The sequence below is a fragment of the Azospirillum sp. FG154 genome (genome assembly GCF_057809575.1).
The window spans coordinates 70,503-87,673 of record NZ_JBMDKF010000009.1; the positions used below are offsets into that span (position 1 = coordinate 70,503).

Below are 17,171 nucleotides of genomic sequence, written 5' to 3' on the forward strand. Positions count from 1 at the left end.
TGAGACCAGATTGGAGCGTTCCCATGTCACACAGCCCCCGCCTTCTCGTCACCGGCGCCAGCGGCGCGCTTGGCCGTCTTGTCGTTGAGGCGCTGCTGGAGCGCGTCGAGCCGTCGCGCGTCGTCGCGGCGGTGCGCGATCCCGCCAAGCTGGCCGACCTCGCCGCCCGTGGGGTGGAGGTTCGGACCGCCGATTACGAGCAGCCCGCCACGCTGGCCGCCGCCTTCGCCGGAATTGACCGTCTGCTGCTGATTTCGTCCAACGCGGTGGGCCAGCGCTTGCCCCAACACGCCAACGTCATCGCGGCGGCGAAGGACGCGGGCGTCGGCCTGATCGCCTACACCAGCGTCCTGCACGCCGACCGCTCCCCCCTGAGTCTGGCCGCTGACCATGTGCAGACCGAGGCGTTGTTGGCGGAATCGGGCGTCCCCTTCGCGCTTCTGCGCAACTCCTGGTATCACGAAAATTACTTCGGGGTGATCGCCCCGGCCCTGGAGCATGGGCTTGTCTTCGGCAGCGCCGGGGAGGGGCGGATCGCGGCGGCGAGCCGCGCCGATTACGCGGCGGCGGCGGCGGCGGTCCTGACCGCGACCGAGGATCAAGGCGGCAAGATTTACGAACTGGCGGGCGACGACGCCTTCACCATGGCGGAATGGGCGGCGACCCTGGCCGAGGTCGGCGGCAAGCCCGTCGCCTACCGCGATTTGCCGCAGGCGGACTATGCGGCGCTGCTGGTCCAGCACGGGTTGCCGGAGGGATTCGCCGGGCTGCTGGCCGATTCGGACGTCGGGGCGTCCAAGGGCGGCCTGTTCGACGACGGCGGCGCGCTCGCCCGGCTGATCGGTCGCCCGACCACCACGCTGAAAGCCGCGCTGGCGGCGGCGCTGAAGGGCTGACCGCCCGGCCCGGAGACGGGGCTTTTCAAAAGGCTATGGGCGGTTGGGGATGGCGTCGCCACCCCCAACCGCCCACAAAACCCTCAGCTCATGCTCGACTTGCCGCCATGGGCGGCCGACCAGCCGACCGGATCGTTCAGGAACTTCTCGACCTCGTTCAGGGTGTTCTCGTCGAAATACTGGTTCTCGCGGGCGACCTTCAGAACGTCCCACCAGGTGCACAGCGCGTGCAGACGGACGCCGATGGCGTCCATGTTGATTTTCGATTGCGGGAAGATGCCGTAATGGAAGATCACGAAGGTGTCCGTCACCTGGGCGCCGCCGTTGCGCAGGGCGGTGACGAAGTTTTCCTTGCTCTTGCCGTCGGTCGCCAGATCCTCGACCAGCAAAACGCGCTGGCCCTCGGTCAACAGCCCTTCGATCTGGGCGTTGCGGCCAAAGCCCTTGGGCTTCTTGCGGACATACTGCATCGGCAATTCGAGTTTGTCGGCGATCCAGGCGGCGAAGGGGATGCCCGCCGTCTCGCCGCCCGCCACCGCGTCGATAGCCTCATAGCCGATCTCGCGCTCGATGGTCGCCACGGCGAAGTCCATCAGCGCCTTGCGCGCGCGCGGGAAGGACACGATGCGGCGGCAATCGGTGTAGACCGGGCTGGCCCAACCCGAAGTGAAAATGAAGGGCGTCTCGGCGTTGAAATGCAGCGCCTTGATTTCCAGCAGGATCTTGGCGGCGGCGGCGGCGATGGTCGCCTGATCGGGAAGGCTTGACATGCTGGGATGGCTCCGGGCAGCGGGGAATGCGGGTTGGCCCGCAGGTCTGGCCCCCTGTGTAACGGCGCGCCCGACGATTCGCAATCGCGCCTGTGTCCGGTTGACCGCCAGCGCGCCTCTTATCCCGTCTTGACCGTGCGGGTGTAGCCCTCGACCTCCGCGCGCAACGCCGTCATCTGAACGTTCAATTGCGCCGCCGCGACCGCCAGATCGGCGGCGGCCCGGTCGGTTTCGGCCACGCTGTCGTGAACCCCGCTCAAATGATCGACCACGACGGTGGCGGAGGCGGCCCCGTCGGTCATGGCTCTGACGATGCCATGGGTGGCGTCGGTTTGGCGGCTGACCGCCTCGGCGATGGCGGCCCCGGTCCCCCGCACCGATTCCACGGTGGCGGCGACGCCGCTCATCGCCTGGACGGTGCGCTGCACGATGTCCTGAATGCCGACGATCTGCGCCTGGATGTCTTCCGTCGCCCGCGTCGTCTGGTTGGCCAGGCTCTTGACTTCGGTAGCGACCACGGCGAAACCCTTTCCGGCTTCCCCGGCCCGCGCCGCCTCAATGGTGGCGTTGAGCGCCAGCAGGTTGGTTTGACTGGCGATGCTGGTTATCAACCCCACCACGTCGCCGATCCGCTGCGACGCCTGGGACAGTTCGTGAATGCGCTGGGTCGCCTCGCCAGCGCGGGTGACGGCCTCCGCGCTCATCCGCGCGGCCTCGCCGGTGTGCCGCCCCACCTCGCCGATGGACGCGCCCAAATTGTCGGCGACGGCGGACGCGCCGCGCACCGTGCTTGCCGCATGGTCGGCATGGCCGCGCAGATCGTTGATTTCCGCGCTGGCGTGGGCGGCGCTGCGGGCCATGGAGTCGGCGGTGGCGTGCAGTTGGCCGCCGGTCGCGCCAAGCGTTTGGACGATGGTTTCGACCTGACGGGTGAAGGCGTTGGTCGCCTCCTCCAGCGCCGCCATCTTCTGGCGTTCCGCCTCGCGATTGGCTTTGGAACGGTCGCGAGCGGCGTCCAGGGCGATGGCCTGCTGTTGCAGAGTCATGACCGCGCCGACCACCCGGCCAATCGTGTCGTCCACCGGGTGGGACAACGACAGATCCCGGCGTCCGGCGCCAATCGCCTCGATGGCTTGGGCGGCGGCGTTGAGCGGACGGCTGATCGACCGCCCGGCGTGCCGGGTCAGCAGCGTGGCCCCGACCAACGCCAGCAGGGTGATGACCCCGACCAACCCAATGGTTTGCGTGCCCAGCCGGGCGGCCCGCGCCGCGCGGACGCGGTTTTCGGCGAGAATGAGGGTGGAGATGGCGTCGTTGCGCTCCTCCAACGCGGCGAAGATCTTGGCGAAGCCGGGGAGTTCGGCGTTGGCTTTGGCCGTGTCGGTCAGGGCCAAAGCCACCATGCGTTCGGCGGCGCGGATGTACTCGTCCAGCGCCGGGGCGACGCCGGACACCGCGCCGCGGATGGTCGCGGGCAGAGCCAACGCGCTGTTGCCGCGCAAAGCGGCGCGGAAACTTTCGGTGTGCTCCGCCAAATCATGCTGCAAGTCGGCGCGAGCCTCCGCCGACGCCTGCGGCCCGGCCAGCAGCCCGGCCAGCACATCGGCCCGCAAGGCGTCGTGCATCATGTCGCCTTGCTGGTGGTTGGACAGCGCCTCGCCAATCACGATGACCTCGTCGGACGCCTGGGAGGCCAAATACAGGCTTCCCGTCGCGATGCCGCCGACCGCCAGCAAGGCAAGGGCGAAAGAGATCGGAAGAATCGCCAACCTCTGGCGGAGCGTAAGCCTGACCATGAACGCCTCCCCTGAGGTTCACACCGGCGAACATGCGGGTCAGTTGAACAATACGTTGATGCCCACAGCTTAATAGGGAAACAATCACGCTCCGTAAATTAGGGCGACTCCTAAAACGTCGCAGCCCGCGACCGCAGCCCCGTGATGGGGATGCGGATCGCGGGCCGCGACGCTCAGACGCAGGCGTGACGGATCAGAACACCCAGAGCTGTTCCGGCGGTAGATGCAGCCAATGCGACCCCGGCGCCAGCGCCCGGCCAAAGGTGCGCAAGGTCAGATCGCCGCAGCGGAAGACATGCTCCCACTGGCTGCCGAGATAGAGGGAGGTTTCCAACTCGGCCTTCACGCAATTCTCGCCTTCGCCGTCCACCACGGAGACCTGCTCCAGCCGGATGACGCCGGTGACGTCTTCCGACACCGCCTTGCCGCCGCGATCCTTGCCCCACAGGGGGAAGCCCGACAGGTCGATCAGGGCGTAGCCGCCGCGCTTGTCCTGCACCCGGCTCTTGATCTGGTTGTTGGTGCCCATGAATTCGGACGCGAACAGGCTGACCGGCTCGGTGTAGAGCTGTTCGGGGGTGCCCGCCTGCACGATCCGCCCGCCGTCCAGCAAAACGATGCGGTCGGCGATGGCCATCGCCTCCACCTGATCGTGGGTGACGAAGACGGCGGTCAGGTTCATCCGCTTGATGAGGCTGCGGATCCAGATCCGCGCCTCTTCGCGCAGCTTGGCGTCCAGGTTGGACAGCGGCTCGTCCAGCAGGATGACCGGCGGGTTGTAGACCAGGGCGCGGGCCAACGCGACGCGCTGCTGCTGACCGCCCGACATCTGGTGCGGGTAACGGTCGCCCAGATGGCCAAGGCCGACGCCCTCCAACACGGCGGCGACGCGCTGGGCGATGTCCGCGTTGGGCACGTTGCGCAGGCGCAGGCCATAGGCGACGTTCTCGAACACCGTCTTGTGCGGCCACAGGGCGTAGGACTGGAAGACCAGACCCAGGCCGCGCTTTTCCGACGGCACGTTCAGACCGGCGGCGCCGTCGAAGACCGGCGAGTTGCCGATGGTGATGGCGCCCTTGGACGGCTCCTCCAACCCGGCGATGGAGCGCAGCAGCGTGGTCTTGCCGCTGCCCGACCGCCCCAGCAGGGCGACGATCTCGCCCTGGGCGAAGGTCGCGGTGATGCCCTTCAGGATGTGGTTGCTGCCGTAGGACAGGTGCAGATCGTCGATGGTGAGCTTAGCCATGGGAGCGTTTCCCGAAGAGCGACATCAGCAGCAACCCGCAGCCGATCATCGCGATGTTGACGGTGGAGAGCGCGGTCACGAGATCCACGGCGCCCGATCCCCAGAGCGACACCAGCAGCGAGCCGATGACTTCGGTGCCGGGGCTGAGCAGATACACGCCGGTGGAGTATTCGCGCATGAAGGTGATGAAGATCAGCAGCCAGCTTGAAATCAGGCCGACCTTGATGAGCGGCAGGGTGAGGTCGCGGCTGACCCGGCCCGCCGAGGCGCCGACGACGCGGCCCGCCTCTTCCAACTCCGGCCCGATCTGCAACAGGGCGCCGCTGACCAGCCGCATGCCGTAGGCCAGCCACACCAGCGTGTAGGCGACCCAGATGGCGACCATGGTCTGACGCATCGGCGACAGGAAGGGCGTGAACAGGAAGACCCAGAAGATCGCCAGACCCGCCACCAGACCCGGCATGGCGCGCGGCAGCAGCACCAGATAATCCATCAACCGCGTCCAGCCCGATTGCCAGCGGTGCGCCGCCAGATTGAGCGCGGTGTAAACGCCGACCGACAGCGCGCCGCCGACCGAGGCGATCAACAGGGTGTTGACGATGCCGCGCACCAGATTGGGGAAATGCGTCAACTCGCGGAAATGGTCAAGCGTCAGAACCTCGCTCAGATGAACCCCCTCGCCCCAGCTCGACACGAAGGCGCGCAGAACCAGGCCGCTGATCGGGATCACCACGGTGAAGGCCAGCCAACCGACGATCACCGCCACGGCGGGCCAACGCCAGAAACCAATCGTCACCGGGCGTTGGGCCGACGCCTTGCCCTTGACCGAAACGTAACGGTTGGCGGCGCGCAGCAGGTAGCGCTGCATGGCGACCAGCGGCAGGGCGATGCAGATGATCGCCACGACGACCACGGCCATCAACTGGTAGGACGGCGTGCCCAGCTTGTTGGTCAGCTTGTAGAGATAGGTCGCCAACACCAGGATGCCTTCGGGATCGCCCAGCACCAGCGGCAGGCCGAACAGCTCGAAGCCCAGAAAGAAAACCAGCACGGCGGCGTAGAGGATGTTCGGCATCACCATCGGCAGGCTGACGGTCACGGCGACGCGCAGCGGCCCGGCCCCGGTCATCCGCGCCGCCTCTTCCACGTCCGACCCCAGGCTGCGCAGCGCCGACGAGGTGTAGAGGAAGACGTGCGGAACGTGCGTCAACCCGGCGATGACGATCAGCGTCCATTTGGAATAGAGATACCACGGCACGAAACCCAGCCATCCCTTGACCCACAGCGTGACGAATCCCGCCGGGCCGAGGCTGACGACGAAGCCGAAGGCCAAAACCACCGACGACACGAACATCGGCACCAGGATCACCGGCTCGATCCAACGGCGGCCCGGCAGATCGGTGCGGGTCATCAGAAAGGCCAGGATGGCGCCGACCGGCACGGCGATCGCGGTCATGCCAAAGGCGATGATGACCGAGTTCGACAGGGCGTCGTAAAAATCCTCGTCATCCAGAACGAAGTCATACGCCGACAGGGTGAAGGCGGTTTTCGGCTGGAAGAACGGCCCGTCCAGAAAGCTCTGGTAAACAACCAGCCCGATGGGGGCCAGCACGGCGATCGCCATGGCGACGATGACCGCGATGCGCGTGGCGCGGTTCATGGGGAATTTTCCTTGGAGTCTGGGCGCCGAGAGGCCCTCTCCTGTTTCGGGAGAGGGAGGGGACCCATGCGCGGCATGGGGAGGGGGAGGGGTGAGCCAAGGATCAACGGTCTTTCGACCGATCACCCCTCACCCTTCCCGCCGCGTCGCGGCGGGTCCCTTCCCTCTCCCAGAGCGGGAGAGGGCGCAGTGGGGCTGTCTTACTTCCCTTGCAGGGACTTCTGCCAATCCTTCAGGAACTTCAGGCGCTTGGCCTGATCCAGATAGGTCAGCAGCTCCGGACCGACATGGATCGGGCGCAGCATGGATTCCGGCATGTCGGCGGTCGGGTTGATGTGGGCCAGATCGGTGCGGATCGACCCCATGTAGCGCGCGACCATCGCCTCCTGCCCCGGCTTGGACAGCAGATAATCCAGGAACAGCTTGGCGGCGTTCGGATGCTTGGCCGCCTTGGGAATGAAGGCGATGCGCGACATCAAGATGGTGTAATCGTTGGGCAGGATCACGCCGATGGAGGCCGGATCCTTCTTCTGCCGCTCCAGCACGTAGGAGCCGATCATGTTGTAGCCGATGGTGTGCTCGCCCGAGGTCAGACGCTCGATCATCGCGCCCGACGAGGTGTAGAGCTTCACGCCGGTCTGGCCCATCGCCTTGACCAGATCCCAGGTGTTCTTGCTCGCCTGGGCGTCCTGCGTGATGTAGAGGAAGCCGACGCCGCTGCGTTCGGGATCATAGGACGTGACCTTGCCCTTGAAGGCGTCGGCCTTGTCGGTCAGCAGCTTGGCGAGGTCGGCGTGGGTCTTCGGCACGTCGGCGGCGGCGACCAAGCGCTTGTTGTAGGCGAAAACGATGGGTTCGGCGGTGGTGCCATACGCCTCGTTCTTCCAGTTGGCCCAATCGGGCAGCGCCTTGACCTCCGGCGACGCGTAAGCCTGGGCGTAGCCGTCGTTCACCAGCTTGATCTGAAGATCCATCGCCGACGACCACATCACATCGGCGGTGCCGCTGTTGGCGGCGGCCTCGCTGATGAAGCGGTTGTACATCTCGGTCGAATTCTGGTCGGCGTATTCCAGCTTGATCTTGGGATAGAGCGTCTCGAAGCCCTTCAACAGCTCCGACACGGCGGCGGCGTCGGTCGCCGAATAGATGCTGAGCGCGCCTTCCTGGTTGGCCGCCTCAATGATCTTGGCGTAGGCGGGGTCATACCCGGCGGGAACGCTCTGCGCCTGCACGGTCGCGGCGGTCAGCAGCGGGGCGGCGATGGTCAGGGCGGTGGCGACCAGAAGGGCGAATTTGCGGCTCATCTCTTTTCCTCTCCATGAACGCTTCGTTGTCCGTCGCGCGGGCGCCCCCTGAAAGCCGGGCCATTGTTCCGTTGCGAGCGGGGTTGGTTGGACTTACAAGCGACTATAGGCGCTCAACCTGTCGCCAATCTGTCGCGGGTAAAAATTGTTTGGCGAACGGACGACCCAGCGTGAAGACTGGGCGCAAAGACCGGGCCACGCGGAACAAAGGGGGGAGGTTCGCCGCAGCATGAGAATTCTGATTGTCGAAGACGACGCGGCGCTGGCGCGCGGGCTGGTCGGTTCGTTGAAGCTGGCCGGTTACGCGGTCGATCATGAATCGTCTGGGGAAGAGGCGACGCGCTCCGAACAGGCCGAACCCTATGGCTTGGTCATTCTGGATCTCGGCCTGCCCGACCTGTCCGGGTTCGAGGTGTTGAGCCGCATCCGACGGCGCGGCTCGACCGTGCCGGTGATGATCCTGACCGCGCGCGAGGCGGTGGCCGACCGGGTCAAAGGGCTTGATCTCGGGGCCGACGACTATCTGCTGAAACCCTTTGAACCCGCCGAGTTCGAGGCCCGCGTTCGCGCGCTGATGCGCCGGGGCCAGGGATTGCCGACGCCGGAACTGGTCTGCGGCGGCCTGCGTTACGACCGTTCGACCGCCAGCGTGACGGTGAACGGGCGGGCGCTTGACCTGCGCAAGCGGGAGTTGGCGGTTCTGGAGGGGTTGATAACCCGCGCCGGAAAGGTGGTGCCGAAGGATCGGCTGTCGGGCGAGGTCTTCGGCTATGACGAGCCGGTCGCCCCCAACGCCATTGAGCTGTACGTCGCCCGCCTGCGCAAGAAGCTGGAACCCGACGGCCCGCCGATCCGGACGATTCGCGGTTTGGGCTATCTGATGGAAATCCCCGGCTGATGGAAATCCGCGAATGAGCGACTTGTCCGGCCAGGGACGCCGCGCGCCCTCGCTGCGGCGGCGCCTGCTGACCCGGCTGCTGGCGCCGCTGGTGGCCTTGGCGGTCGGTTTGGGGGTTGGCGGGGCGGCGTTGATCCACGGCTTCGTCCAATCCACCCACGACCGGGTGCTCGCCGGATCGGCGCTGGCCATCGCCGAACGGCTGGCCGTGGGCGACGATGACGGCGAGGTGACGGTGGATCTTCCGGCGGTCGCCTTCGGCATGCTGGAGAGCCAGGCCCGCGACAACATCTACTACAACGTCGCCTATCGCGGCGGCGTCATCACCGGCTATCTCGATCTGCCGACCCTGGATCCCGAATCCTTGCCGCCCAACGTCACCCAGTTCCGCGACGATCAATATCATGGCCACCCCGTGCGCATCGCCGCCCTGGCGCGGCGGCTTTACGGGGAAAGGCAGCCGGTTCTGGTGCAGGTGGCCGAAACCACCGACGGCCGCCGTGGTCTGGAAATCAATTTGCTGCTCTGGCTGACCCTGCTGGAGCTGGCCCTGGTCGCCGGCAGCGGCCTGTTGGTGTGGGGCGCCGTCGGTCGGGGCTTGGCCCCGCTGCTGCGGTTGCGCCGGGTGATCGACTCGCGCTCAGCCAGCGGGGCGATGGCGCTGGTTCCCCTGCCGCTGGCCGTCGTCCCGCGCGAGGCGCTGCCGCTGGTGGTCGCCATCAACGGGTTGTTGGAGCGGTTGGACCAGTCCATCGGCGCGATGCGCCGTTTCACCGCCGACGCCTCGCACCAGTTGCGCACGCCGCTGGCGGTGTTGCGCACCCATCTGGCGCTGCTGCGCCGTCATGGCTCCGACACCCCGGAAGGCCGCGCGGCGCTGGACGACGTGGACGGCGCGGCGCGGCGGCTGGAGCGTCTGTTGACGCAGCTTCTGGCGCTCGCCCGCGCCGACGAGGACAGCCCGATTCCCGCGCCCGCCGAAGTGACGGAACTGGCGCAGACGGCGGCGGAGATCACCGCCGAACAGGTGCCCGCCGCGTTAGCCAGCGGCGTGGAGGTGCTGTTCGACGCCCCGCCCGACGGCGACGGCCTGCGGGTGAGCGGCAACCCGGTGTTGGTGGGAGAGTTGCTGGCCAACCTGATCGACAACGCCATCCGCTACAACCGGCCCGGCGGATCGGTGGCGGTGCGGGTGACGGGATCCGCCGACGCCCCGCGCCTGGAGGTCGAGGATGACGGTCCCGGCATTCCCGCCGACCAGCGGGACCGCGTGTTTGAGCGATTCTTCCGTCTGCCGCAAACAGCGGAAGCGGCGCGGAGCGGCAGCGGGCTGGGGCTGGCGATTGTCCGGGCGCTGGCCGACCGGCTGGGGGCCGAGGTCGCCTTGCAGGACCGGGCGGACGGCGGGCCGGGCCTGCGGGTGGTGGTCACGTTCCGCCCGCCGGTGTGAGCGTCGGCGGTCACGCGGAAGCGTCGCTTACGGTCTTGCCCCCTCCCCGGCCCTCCCCCGCTTTGCAGCGGGAGAGGGGGCCAGGAACCTTGCCAAAGCGCGGCGTCGTTCCCTCTCCCGCTCAAGCGGGGGAGGGTTAGGGAGGGGGAAAAGCCGCGCCCGCCAACGCGTCGCGGGTGTGCCGCGCGATCATCCGCTCCTCGTCGGTCGGGATGACGTAGACCGGGATGCGGCTATCGGGGGTGGAGATCAGCGTCGCGTTGGCGGCGTTCGCCGCCTCGTCGATGCGGACGCCCAGCCACGCCAGCTTGTCGCCGACCCGCGCCCGCACCGGGGGGGAGCGTTCGCCGATGCCCGCCGTGAAAACCAGCGCGTCAACGCCGCCCATCGAAGAAGCCAGCGCGCCAGTTTCCTTGGCGATGCGGAAACAGAACAGCTCCACCGCCTCTTCCGCGTGGGGATCGGCGCTGTCCAGCAGGGCGCGCATGTCGTTCGACACGCCCGACACGCCCAGCAAGCCCGACTTGTTGTAGAGCAGCTTCTCCAGAGCGCCGGCGTCCATCCCCTTCTGGCGCATCAGATAGATCAACACGCCGGGGTCGATGGCGCCGCAACGGGTGCCCATCGGCAGGCCGTCCAGGGCGGTGAAGCCCATCGTGCTGTCCACGCTGCGCCCGCCATGGATGGCGCACATGCTGGCGCCGCTGCCCAGATGGGCGACGACGACGCGGGAATCCCCCAGCTCCGGGGCGATCTCCGGCAGGCGACGGGCGATGTACTCATAGCTCAGGCCGTGGAAGCCGTAACGGCGCACGCCCTCCTCGGTCAGCTCGCGCGGGATGGCGAACATGCCCGCCTGCCAGGGCTGGCCCCGGTGAAAAGCGGTGTCGAAACAGGCGACCTGCGGCAAGTCCGGATGCGCCTCGGCCAACGCGCGGATGGCGGCGAGGTTGTGCGGCTGGTGCAGCGGGGCCAGCGGAATCAGCCCGTCCAGCTCCGCCAGAACCTCCGACGTCAGCCGAACCGGGGCGGCGTGGCGCACGCCGCCATGAACGACGCGATGACCGGCGGCGATCAGCGTCGCCCCCTCCAATCGCTCTTCCACCCAATCGAGCAGATAGCCCAACAGGGCCGTGCGGTCGGACGCCTCCCCCGCCGCCCAGCTCTTGGACCCCAACGGCTGACGCCGGGCGTCCTTGGCCTCGAACACCGGCGCGGTGCCGATGCCCGAGATCTGGCCGTTGATGGTGGCGACCGGATCGCCGGTCCCGCTGTCGCGGAAGACGGAGAATTTCAGGCTGGACGAGCCTGCGTTGATGACGAGAATCGCCTTCGGCATCGCGTCCCCTCCTTATTCCGCCGCCAGCGCGGCGGCGACCCGGCGCGAGGCCGCGACCAGAACCGCGACCGCGCAGGACGCCAGACGGGTCCGCACATTGTCGGCGCGGCTGGTCAGGATGATCGGCACGCGCGCGCCCAGCACGATGCCCGCCGCGTCGGCGTGGGCCAGGAACGACAACTGCTTGGCCAGCATGTTGCCCGCTTCCAGATCGGGAACCAGCAGGATGTCGGCCTTGCCCGAGACGTCCGACGCGATGCCCTTGGTGATCGCCGCCTCGCGGCTGATGGCGTTGTCGAAGGCCAGCGGGCCGTCAAGGATGCCGCCCTTGATCTGGCCCCGGTCGGCCATCTTGCACAGGGCCGCCGCCTCCAGGGTCGAGGCGATCTTTGGGTTGACGGTCTCCACCGCCGACAGAATGGCGACGCGCGGCGTGGCGACGCCCAGAACCTTGGCCAGATCGATGGCGTTCTGGACGATGTGAACCTTGTCCTCCAGCGTCGGGTAAATGTTGATGGCCGCATCGGTGATGAGCAGCGGACGCGGGTAGGTCGGGACGTTCATCACGAACACATGGCTCAACCGCCGCCCGGTGCGCAGGCCGGTTTCCTTGCGGACCACCTCGCCCATCAGCTCGTCGGTGTGCAGGGAGCCTTTCATCACCGCTTCGCATTCGCCGGTGCGGGCCAGCCGAACGCCGGTTTCCGCCGAGGCGTGGCTGTGCGGCACGTCAACGACGCGGTAACGGGAAATGTCCAGCCCGTTGGCCAGCGCCACCGAGCGGATCTTCGCCTCCGGCCCGACCAGCACCGGGTCGATCAAACCGGCTTCCGCCGCCTCGACCGCGCCGCGCAGCGAGCTTTCATCGCACGGGTGCACCACGGCGGTCGGGACCGGCGGCAGCTCCTCGCACTTCTTCAGCATCAGCTCATGGCCGTCGTGGCGGATGACCTGGACCTGCGGCAGTTCGGCGGCGGCGCGGCGCACCTTTTCGGTCGGGGCGATCACCTCGGCGACGCCGGTCACGACGGGCTTGCCGTCCTGGTTGGCGGCGAGGCAGTCGAACACCACGGACTTGCGCGCGCTGTCCTTGGATTTCGCGGTGACGGTCACAGTGATGACGTCGGCCAACCGCACCGGGCGGTGGAACTTCAGATCCTGGCCGAGATAGACCGTCCCCGGCCCCGGCAGCAGCGTGCCGAGCACGGCGGAGATCAGCGACGCCGACCACATGCCGTGGCCGACCACCCGACCGTCCGCCGCATAGCCCTCGTCGATGTGCGACGGGTTGAGGTCGCCGGACACCGTGGCGAACAGCTCGATGTCGGACATGGTCAGGCGCCGCGACAGGCTGGCCTGCTGGCCGACGTGGATTTCCTCGAACGTGACGTTTTCGATCATGGTGCTGCCGTTGTTGCCGTTCTGCTCGATGCCGCTGCGGCCATAGAGATCGGTCGCGAGGTCGGCGGGGGCGGTGTCCATCTCAAACTCCTAAAAGGATCGCGACCGGCTGAGGGCCGTATCCTCCCGATCCCGGTTCCTGATTTGGCCGAGACCCTGTTCTTGGATTCCGGAAAGCCGGAACCGGCAGCGTCCAAAGACTGGCGCTGATCGCAAAGCGTCGCTTGGCGACGCGTCACAGATACCGCGCCGCACAGCGTCGCCCAATGACCTATGTCAATAGCGATGGCTAAGCTCTTGTTACGGAACGGTTACTGATGTTGTTTCAGACTATTGAGCAGACGCAGCATAAAGGAAATCTGATGAACGGGAACGGAAAAATCCCAATCAAAGGCCAGACTGCCGCGATTGCGCGCCGCCGTCCCGACAATCTGCTCGTAAGGCTGTTTCAGCAGAGCGCAGAGGATGGCGTATTGCGGCAGAACGCAGCGTTCGTGCGTGAGTTCCAGAACCCGCGTTCCCGGCGGCGCGAAAGCCACCGCCGCCGTGCCGCCGCCGATGGGAGCGACGATGGCCTCGGCCTGCGCGAAGACGGCGATCTGCTCGGCCATCGACCGCCCATCGGGGACATAGGCCTCAAAACCTTCGGCGGCGAGGATGGCGGCGACCTCCTCCTCGTTCACCAACCCGCGATAACCCGCCGAGGCGCGGGTCAGGTACAGGCGGCGACCACGTCCCGGCGCGCGCGGGCTTGACGGGATCCCCAGCCGTCCGCGCAGGAAGGCCAGATGCTCCGGCGCCATATATTGGAACTGGTGGGTCAGCGACGGAACCCACAAGCGGCGGCAAGAGAAAAGCGCGCCCGGCGTCACCCGGATCAGGCGGTCCGCCGACAGGCCCAGCAAGCCGAACAGTTCGACCACCGCCGGGCGCAGGGCGGCGGAGACCAGGACCGGCAAGCCGGACAGATGGGGGAACTGGTCCAAGACGCACAGTTTCGACGCCCAATCGAGCACGCCATGGGCGAAATTTCCGTCGCCGCCCAGCAAAATGGCCTCCTCCTCCACCCGCTGAGCCGTGAGCGGCAGATTGACCAGCAGCCGGTCGTCGCCGCTGTGATGGACGACGTGCGGCAGCATGGTCAGGCTGCTGCGGGAATAGGCGTGCAAGCCGTCAAGCAGCAGGGCGCCGCCCGGCGTCTCCACCGTGAAATTGTGGGGATGGACCAACGCCTCATCGACGCGGGTCAGGAAGGATTCGGGCAGACGGTAGGTGATCTCGCCCCAGCGCGCCGTCCCGGTGTCCACCGCCAGTTCGCGCGGCGCGGACACGCGCTGGTGCGCCGACCCGGTGGCCTGATCGGAGGGCTGAACGCGCAAACCAACGACCCGACCCAGCGTCGCCCCGTCCAGCGCCGCGCCGCGCCGCGCCCACAGGGCCGCTCCCGCCTCGTCCCCTTCCACGAACAACAGGGCGCCGAACACCCGCAGGCTGCGGCGATCATCAGGGCGCAAGGCCAACGCCCGTCGCAGCGCCGTCCCAGCGTCGGTGGCCTCGGCGCGCGCCAACGCCTCGCCCAACGCCAGACGCCCCACCGCGTCATCCGGACGCAGACGAGCCAACCGACGCAAGAGCGGAAGACCACCCGCCCGCCGATCATCGACCAGCAGCGCGCCAAGGGTGGTCAGCGCTTCAGCGGAGTCCGGGCGCAAGGCCAGAACCGACCGGCACAGGTCCAGCGCCCCGTTGACGCGCCCCAACGCCCGCAGGGCGTCGGCCAACCCAAGCCGCGCCGGAACCGATTCTGGAGCCAGCCGCAGCGCCGCCCCGAACCGCTCTGCCGCCTCCGCGGGTTCCCCCAAGGCCAGCAAAAGATCACCCAAGCGACGCCGTGGGTCGGGATGATGGGGCAGCAGGCGCGCGGCCCGCGCGTAGGACGCCGCCGCGTCGCGGCTTGGCCCGTCGCCGCCGTCGCTCTGCGCGTTGCCCAGATTGAACCACGCCACGGGAAAGGCCGGGTCAAGCGCCAACGCCCGCCGTTGCGCCGCCAGCGCGCGCGCCGCCGAACCGGCCCGACGCAGCAGAGACGCCAAATTGGCGAAGAACGGCGCGTCGGCCCCCGCATGGGCCACCGCGCGCGCCAGCAGAGAAAGCGCCTCGCCCTCGTCCCCCCGACGCAAGCGCAGGGCCGCCAACAGGGCCAGCGCGTCGGCATGGTCCGGAACCACGCCGACGATGGCCGTCGCCAGCGCTTCCGCCGGGTGCGGACGCCCGTCCCGCTCATGCTCCAAAGCCAGCCGCAGGGCCTCGCCCACAGTCATGTCGCCCCCGGAAGAGGCGGGGGATGGCGGGGGCGTCGAGGAGGAGGCTGTTCGTGTCATGCTGGTCCTACCCTACAGCAGAGCCGCCCCGTCCAACAATCGGCGCCGTTGTCTCTACCTTCTGGTCGTGAAACATAAGGCCACGCACAACATTACGCAGCGCCCATCGTCATCCAAAGTCTCCACATCAGAACTTGGCCCGGCGCGCCCGCAGAGCCGACAATGAACACGATGAATTTTGTTAAAGTTTTAGCATAACGTTGCAAATCTTCCTTGCCCTCGCCAGAATTTATCAAACACTCTCCTGATATTTCGCTCCAATCTTTATGGATTGTTAGGGTTGGCGCGGCAAGAATTGCCGCCATGGACATCAGTGCGCAAGAATGGCTGAACAGACGGAGGCTCGACGATCGAGACGCCGACGGCCACGCCACGCGCCGAGATTCGCCTCAAACCCAGCGTCATCCTCCCGATGGTCTGTCGGCCGCCGCCATCGCCCTGCTGCCCGACGCCGTCGGGGTGTTCGCCTCCATCTACGACGACTCGGGCGCCCTGATTGATTTTGAGTGGATGCTGGCCAACCGCGCCGCTGAAACATTGATCGGGCGGTCCGCTCTGGTTGGCTTGCGGTTGCGTCGCGACGGCGCCAACGACCGCTGTTCCGGGCTGTTCGCCGGGTTGGCGGCGGCGCTGAACGGCCCCGTCACCCGCACGCTCAGCGCGAGCCTCGGCGGCGGCAACCGGGCGCGCTGGCGTCTGTCGGCCACCCCCTTCCCCGACGGGGTGTGCGCCACCCTGGTCGATCTTGGCCCCGACTCGCCGTCGATGGCGGAAACGCTGGCCACCGCGTTGGAGCACAGCGCCGAGAGCTTCGCCCTGTTCGACGCCGACGACCGGCTGATTCACGCCACCGGGCGCTTGAAGCAGTTCCTGCCGGAATTGGCCGACCTTCTGGTCCCCGGCGCGTCGTTTGAGGCGCTGGTTCGCCGCGCCGCCCAGATGGACGGCGCCCTGCCAACCGACGCCGAACGGGACCTGTGGGTCAAAGCCCGTCTGGCCCATCACCGGCAATCCGACAAGCCCTTCACCTTGCGGGCGCAAGATGGCCGCTGGCTGTTGGTCAGCGAGCATCCCGCCGCCGACGACAGCGTGCTGTTGGTTTACGCCGACGTCACGCCCATCAAGCACAACGAAGAGCGCCTGCGCGCGCGCGAAGCCGAGGCCCGCGCCGCCCGTCGCGAAGCCGAACGCGCCGGACGCGCCAAGAGCGAGTTCCTGGCTCTGATGAGCCACGAGTTGCGCACCCCGTTGAACGCCGTGTTGGGCTTTTCCGAATTGCTGATGTCGGAAGCCTTTGGACCGCTCGGCAACCCACGCTACCGCGACTACGCCGCCGACATCCGCGACAGCGGGGCGCATCTGCTGGCGTTGATCGACGACATCCTTGACCTCTCCCGCATTGAGTCCGGGCGGTTGCCGATGTCCAACGAAGGCGTCGATCTGACCGCCTTGTCCGCGCAAACGATCAGCATGGTCCGCGACAAGGCGGTTGAAGGCGGGGTCGCTCTGCGCGCCGACATCGCCCGCGACCTGCCGATGCTGCTGGGCGACCCCCGCGCCATCCGCCAGATGCTGCTGAACCTGTTGACCAACGCGGTGAAGTTCACCCCGCCGGGCGGAACGGCGATGCTGACGGCGACGGTGACGCCCGACGGCGGCATCGGCGTCATGGTGGCCGACACCGGCGTCGGCATTCCCGCCAGCGAGCTGTTCCGCATTCAGGAGCCGTTCGAGCGCGCCGACGTCACCATCGCCCGCACCGCCGACGGCGCCGGATTGGGCCTGCCCATCGTCAAGCGACTGGCCGAGTTGCATGGCGGACGGTTGGAGCTGACCAGCGACGTGGGGGTCGGCACCTCGGCGGTGTTGATCTTCCCGGCCTCCCGCAGCCTGCCGCGCGGTTTGTGCCCGCCCCTGCCGATCACCCCGCACAGCAAACGTTGAAAAGCGAACGCCGCGCCGCCGGGCGCGTTCTTCCTTGGCGAACCGGCCTGGATTGGTCATTCTAGGGTTTGTTCGCCAACTGTTCC

The 17,171-nt window shown here is 67.5% G+C and carries 13 protein-coding genes; 4 read left to right on the top strand and 9 right to left on the bottom strand.

Going from position 1 to position 17,171, the window contains the following annotated elements; translation table 11 throughout:
- The first annotated feature begins 23 nt into the window (after window positions 1-23).
- Complete coding sequence (locus ACODS4_RS12660) at window positions 24-896, top strand: SDR family oxidoreductase (protein WP_488864113.1); 873 nt, start codon at window positions 24-26, stop codon at window positions 894-896.
- Window positions 897-979: 83 nt separating this feature from the next.
- Here the strand turns inward: ACODS4_RS12660 and ACODS4_RS12665 are convergent, their stop codons facing one another.
- The 5 genes from ACODS4_RS12665 to ACODS4_RS12685 all read right to left on the bottom strand — a co-directional run bounded on the left by ACODS4_RS12665 (window position 980) and on the right by ACODS4_RS12685 (window position 7,672).
- Window positions 980-1,666: an orotate phosphoribosyltransferase gene (locus ACODS4_RS12665; RefSeq protein ID WP_488864115.1), complete on the bottom strand. Its 687-nt coding sequence runs from the start codon at window positions 1,664-1,666 to the stop codon at window positions 980-982.
- Window positions 1,667-1,785: 119 nt separating this feature from the next.
- The gene (locus ACODS4_RS12670) at window positions 1,786-3,462 is read right to left on the bottom strand and encodes a methyl-accepting chemotaxis protein (RefSeq protein WP_488864117.1); all 1,677 of its coding nucleotides are present in this window, start codon (window positions 3,460-3,462) and stop codon (window positions 1,786-1,788) included.
- A gap of 193 nt (window positions 3,463-3,655) precedes the next feature.
- A complete protein-coding gene (locus tag ACODS4_RS12675; protein WP_488864119.1) occupies window positions 3,656-4,708 on the bottom strand; it encodes an ABC transporter ATP-binding protein in 1,053 nt (350 codons plus the stop codon).
- Entirely contained in the window at window positions 4,701-6,368 is a 1,668-nt protein-coding gene (locus tag ACODS4_RS12680; RefSeq protein WP_488864121.1) for an ABC transporter permease, read from the bottom strand. The genes ACODS4_RS12675 and ACODS4_RS12680 overlap by 8 nt, the downstream gene beginning before the upstream one ends.
- A 200-nt stretch (window positions 6,369-6,568) precedes the next feature.
- Window positions 6,569-7,672 (bottom strand): ABC transporter substrate-binding protein, encoded by a 1,104-nt coding sequence (locus tag ACODS4_RS12685; RefSeq protein WP_488864123.1) that lies wholly within the window; start codon window positions 7,670-7,672, stop codon window positions 6,569-6,571.
- Window positions 7,673-7,901: 229 nt separating this feature from the next.
- Between ACODS4_RS12685 and ACODS4_RS12690 the strand changes: the two genes are divergently transcribed.
- Together ACODS4_RS12690 and ACODS4_RS12695 are read left to right on the top strand one after the other, a co-directional pair.
- Entirely contained in the window at window positions 7,902-8,570 is a 669-nt protein-coding gene (locus ACODS4_RS12690) for a response regulator (RefSeq protein WP_488864125.1), read from the top strand.
- Window positions 8,571-8,583: 13 nt separating this feature from the next.
- Entirely contained in the window at window positions 8,584-10,020 is a 1,437-nt protein-coding gene (locus tag ACODS4_RS12695; protein ID WP_488864127.1) for a sensor histidine kinase, read from the top strand.
- Window positions 10,021-10,156: 136 nt separating this feature from the next.
- Here ACODS4_RS12695 and ACODS4_RS12700 read toward each other — a convergent pair whose 3' ends face one another.
- The 4 genes from ACODS4_RS12700 to ACODS4_RS12715 form a co-directional block, all read right to left on the bottom strand.
- Entirely contained in the window at window positions 10,157-11,359 is a 1,203-nt protein-coding gene (locus ACODS4_RS12700) for an acetate/propionate family kinase (RefSeq protein WP_488864129.1), read from the bottom strand.
- Between the two features lie 12 nt (window positions 11,360-11,371).
- Entirely contained in the window at window positions 11,372-12,760 is a 1,389-nt protein-coding gene (locus ACODS4_RS12705) for a bifunctional enoyl-CoA hydratase/phosphate acetyltransferase (RefSeq protein WP_488864376.1), read from the bottom strand.
- Window positions 12,761-13,071: 311 nt separating this feature from the next.
- The gene (locus ACODS4_RS12710; protein ID WP_488864131.1) at window positions 13,072-15,081 is read right to left on the bottom strand and encodes a glycosyltransferase 61 family protein; all 2,010 of its coding nucleotides are present in this window, start codon (window positions 15,079-15,081) and stop codon (window positions 13,072-13,074) included.
- A gap of 152 nt (window positions 15,082-15,233) precedes the next feature.
- A complete protein-coding gene (locus ACODS4_RS12715) occupies window positions 15,234-15,446 on the bottom strand; it encodes a hypothetical protein (protein WP_488864133.1) in 213 nt (70 codons plus the stop codon).
- On the opposite strand from ACODS4_RS12715, the gene ACODS4_RS12720 reads away from it, so the two are divergent.
- Window positions 15,445-17,085: a sensor histidine kinase gene (locus ACODS4_RS12720; RefSeq protein ID WP_488864134.1), complete on the top strand. Its 1,641-nt coding sequence runs from the start codon at window positions 15,445-15,447 to the stop codon at window positions 17,083-17,085. The genes ACODS4_RS12715 and ACODS4_RS12720 overlap by 2 nt on opposite strands.
- Window positions 17,086-17,171 lie beyond the last annotated feature (86 nt).

What these genes read in the sequence shown, in the direction of transcription:
- ACODS4_RS12660 (WP_488864113.1), top strand. Translation starts at nt 24, where the DNA reads ATGTCACACAGCCCCCGCCTTCTCGTCACCGGCGCCAGCGGCGCGCTT.
- ACODS4_RS12665 (WP_488864115.1), bottom strand. Translation starts at nt 1,666, where the DNA reads ATGTCAAGCCTTCCCGATCAGGCGACCATCGCCGCCGCCGCCGCCAAG.
- ACODS4_RS12670 (WP_488864117.1), bottom strand. Translation starts at nt 3,462, where the DNA reads ATGGTCAGGCTTACGCTCCGCCAGAGGTTGGCGATTCTTCCGATCTCT.
- ACODS4_RS12675 (WP_488864119.1), bottom strand. Translation starts at nt 4,708, where the DNA reads ATGGCTAAGCTCACCATCGACGATCTGCACCTGTCCTACGGCAGCAAC.
- ACODS4_RS12680 (WP_488864121.1), bottom strand. Translation starts at nt 6,368, where the DNA reads ATGAACCGCGCCACGCGCATCGCGGTCATCGTCGCCATGGCGATCGCC.
- ACODS4_RS12685 (WP_488864123.1), bottom strand. Translation starts at nt 7,672, where the DNA reads ATGAGCCGCAAATTCGCCCTTCTGGTCGCCACCGCCCTGACCATCGCC.
- ACODS4_RS12690 (WP_488864125.1), top strand. Translation starts at nt 7,902, where the DNA reads ATGAGAATTCTGATTGTCGAAGACGACGCGGCGCTGGCGCGCGGGCTG.
- ACODS4_RS12695 (WP_488864127.1), top strand. Translation starts at nt 8,584, where the DNA reads ATGAGCGACTTGTCCGGCCAGGGACGCCGCGCGCCCTCGCTGCGGCGG.
- ACODS4_RS12700 (WP_488864129.1), bottom strand. Translation starts at nt 11,359, where the DNA reads ATGCCGAAGGCGATTCTCGTCATCAACGCAGGCTCGTCCAGCCTGAAA.
- ACODS4_RS12705 (WP_488864376.1), bottom strand. Translation starts at nt 12,760, where the DNA reads ATGATCGAAAACGTCACGTTCGAGGAAATCCACGTCGGCCAGCAGGCC.
- ACODS4_RS12710 (WP_488864131.1), bottom strand. Translation starts at nt 15,081, where the DNA reads ATGACTGTGGGCGAGGCCCTGCGGCTGGCTTTGGAGCATGAGCGGGAC.
- ACODS4_RS12720 (WP_488864134.1), top strand. Translation starts at nt 15,445, where the DNA reads ATGGACATCAGTGCGCAAGAATGGCTGAACAGACGGAGGCTCGACGAT.
- ACODS4_RS12715 (WP_488864133.1), bottom strand. Translation starts at nt 15,446, where the DNA reads ATGGCGGCAATTCTTGCCGCGCCAACCCTAACAATCCATAAAGATTGG.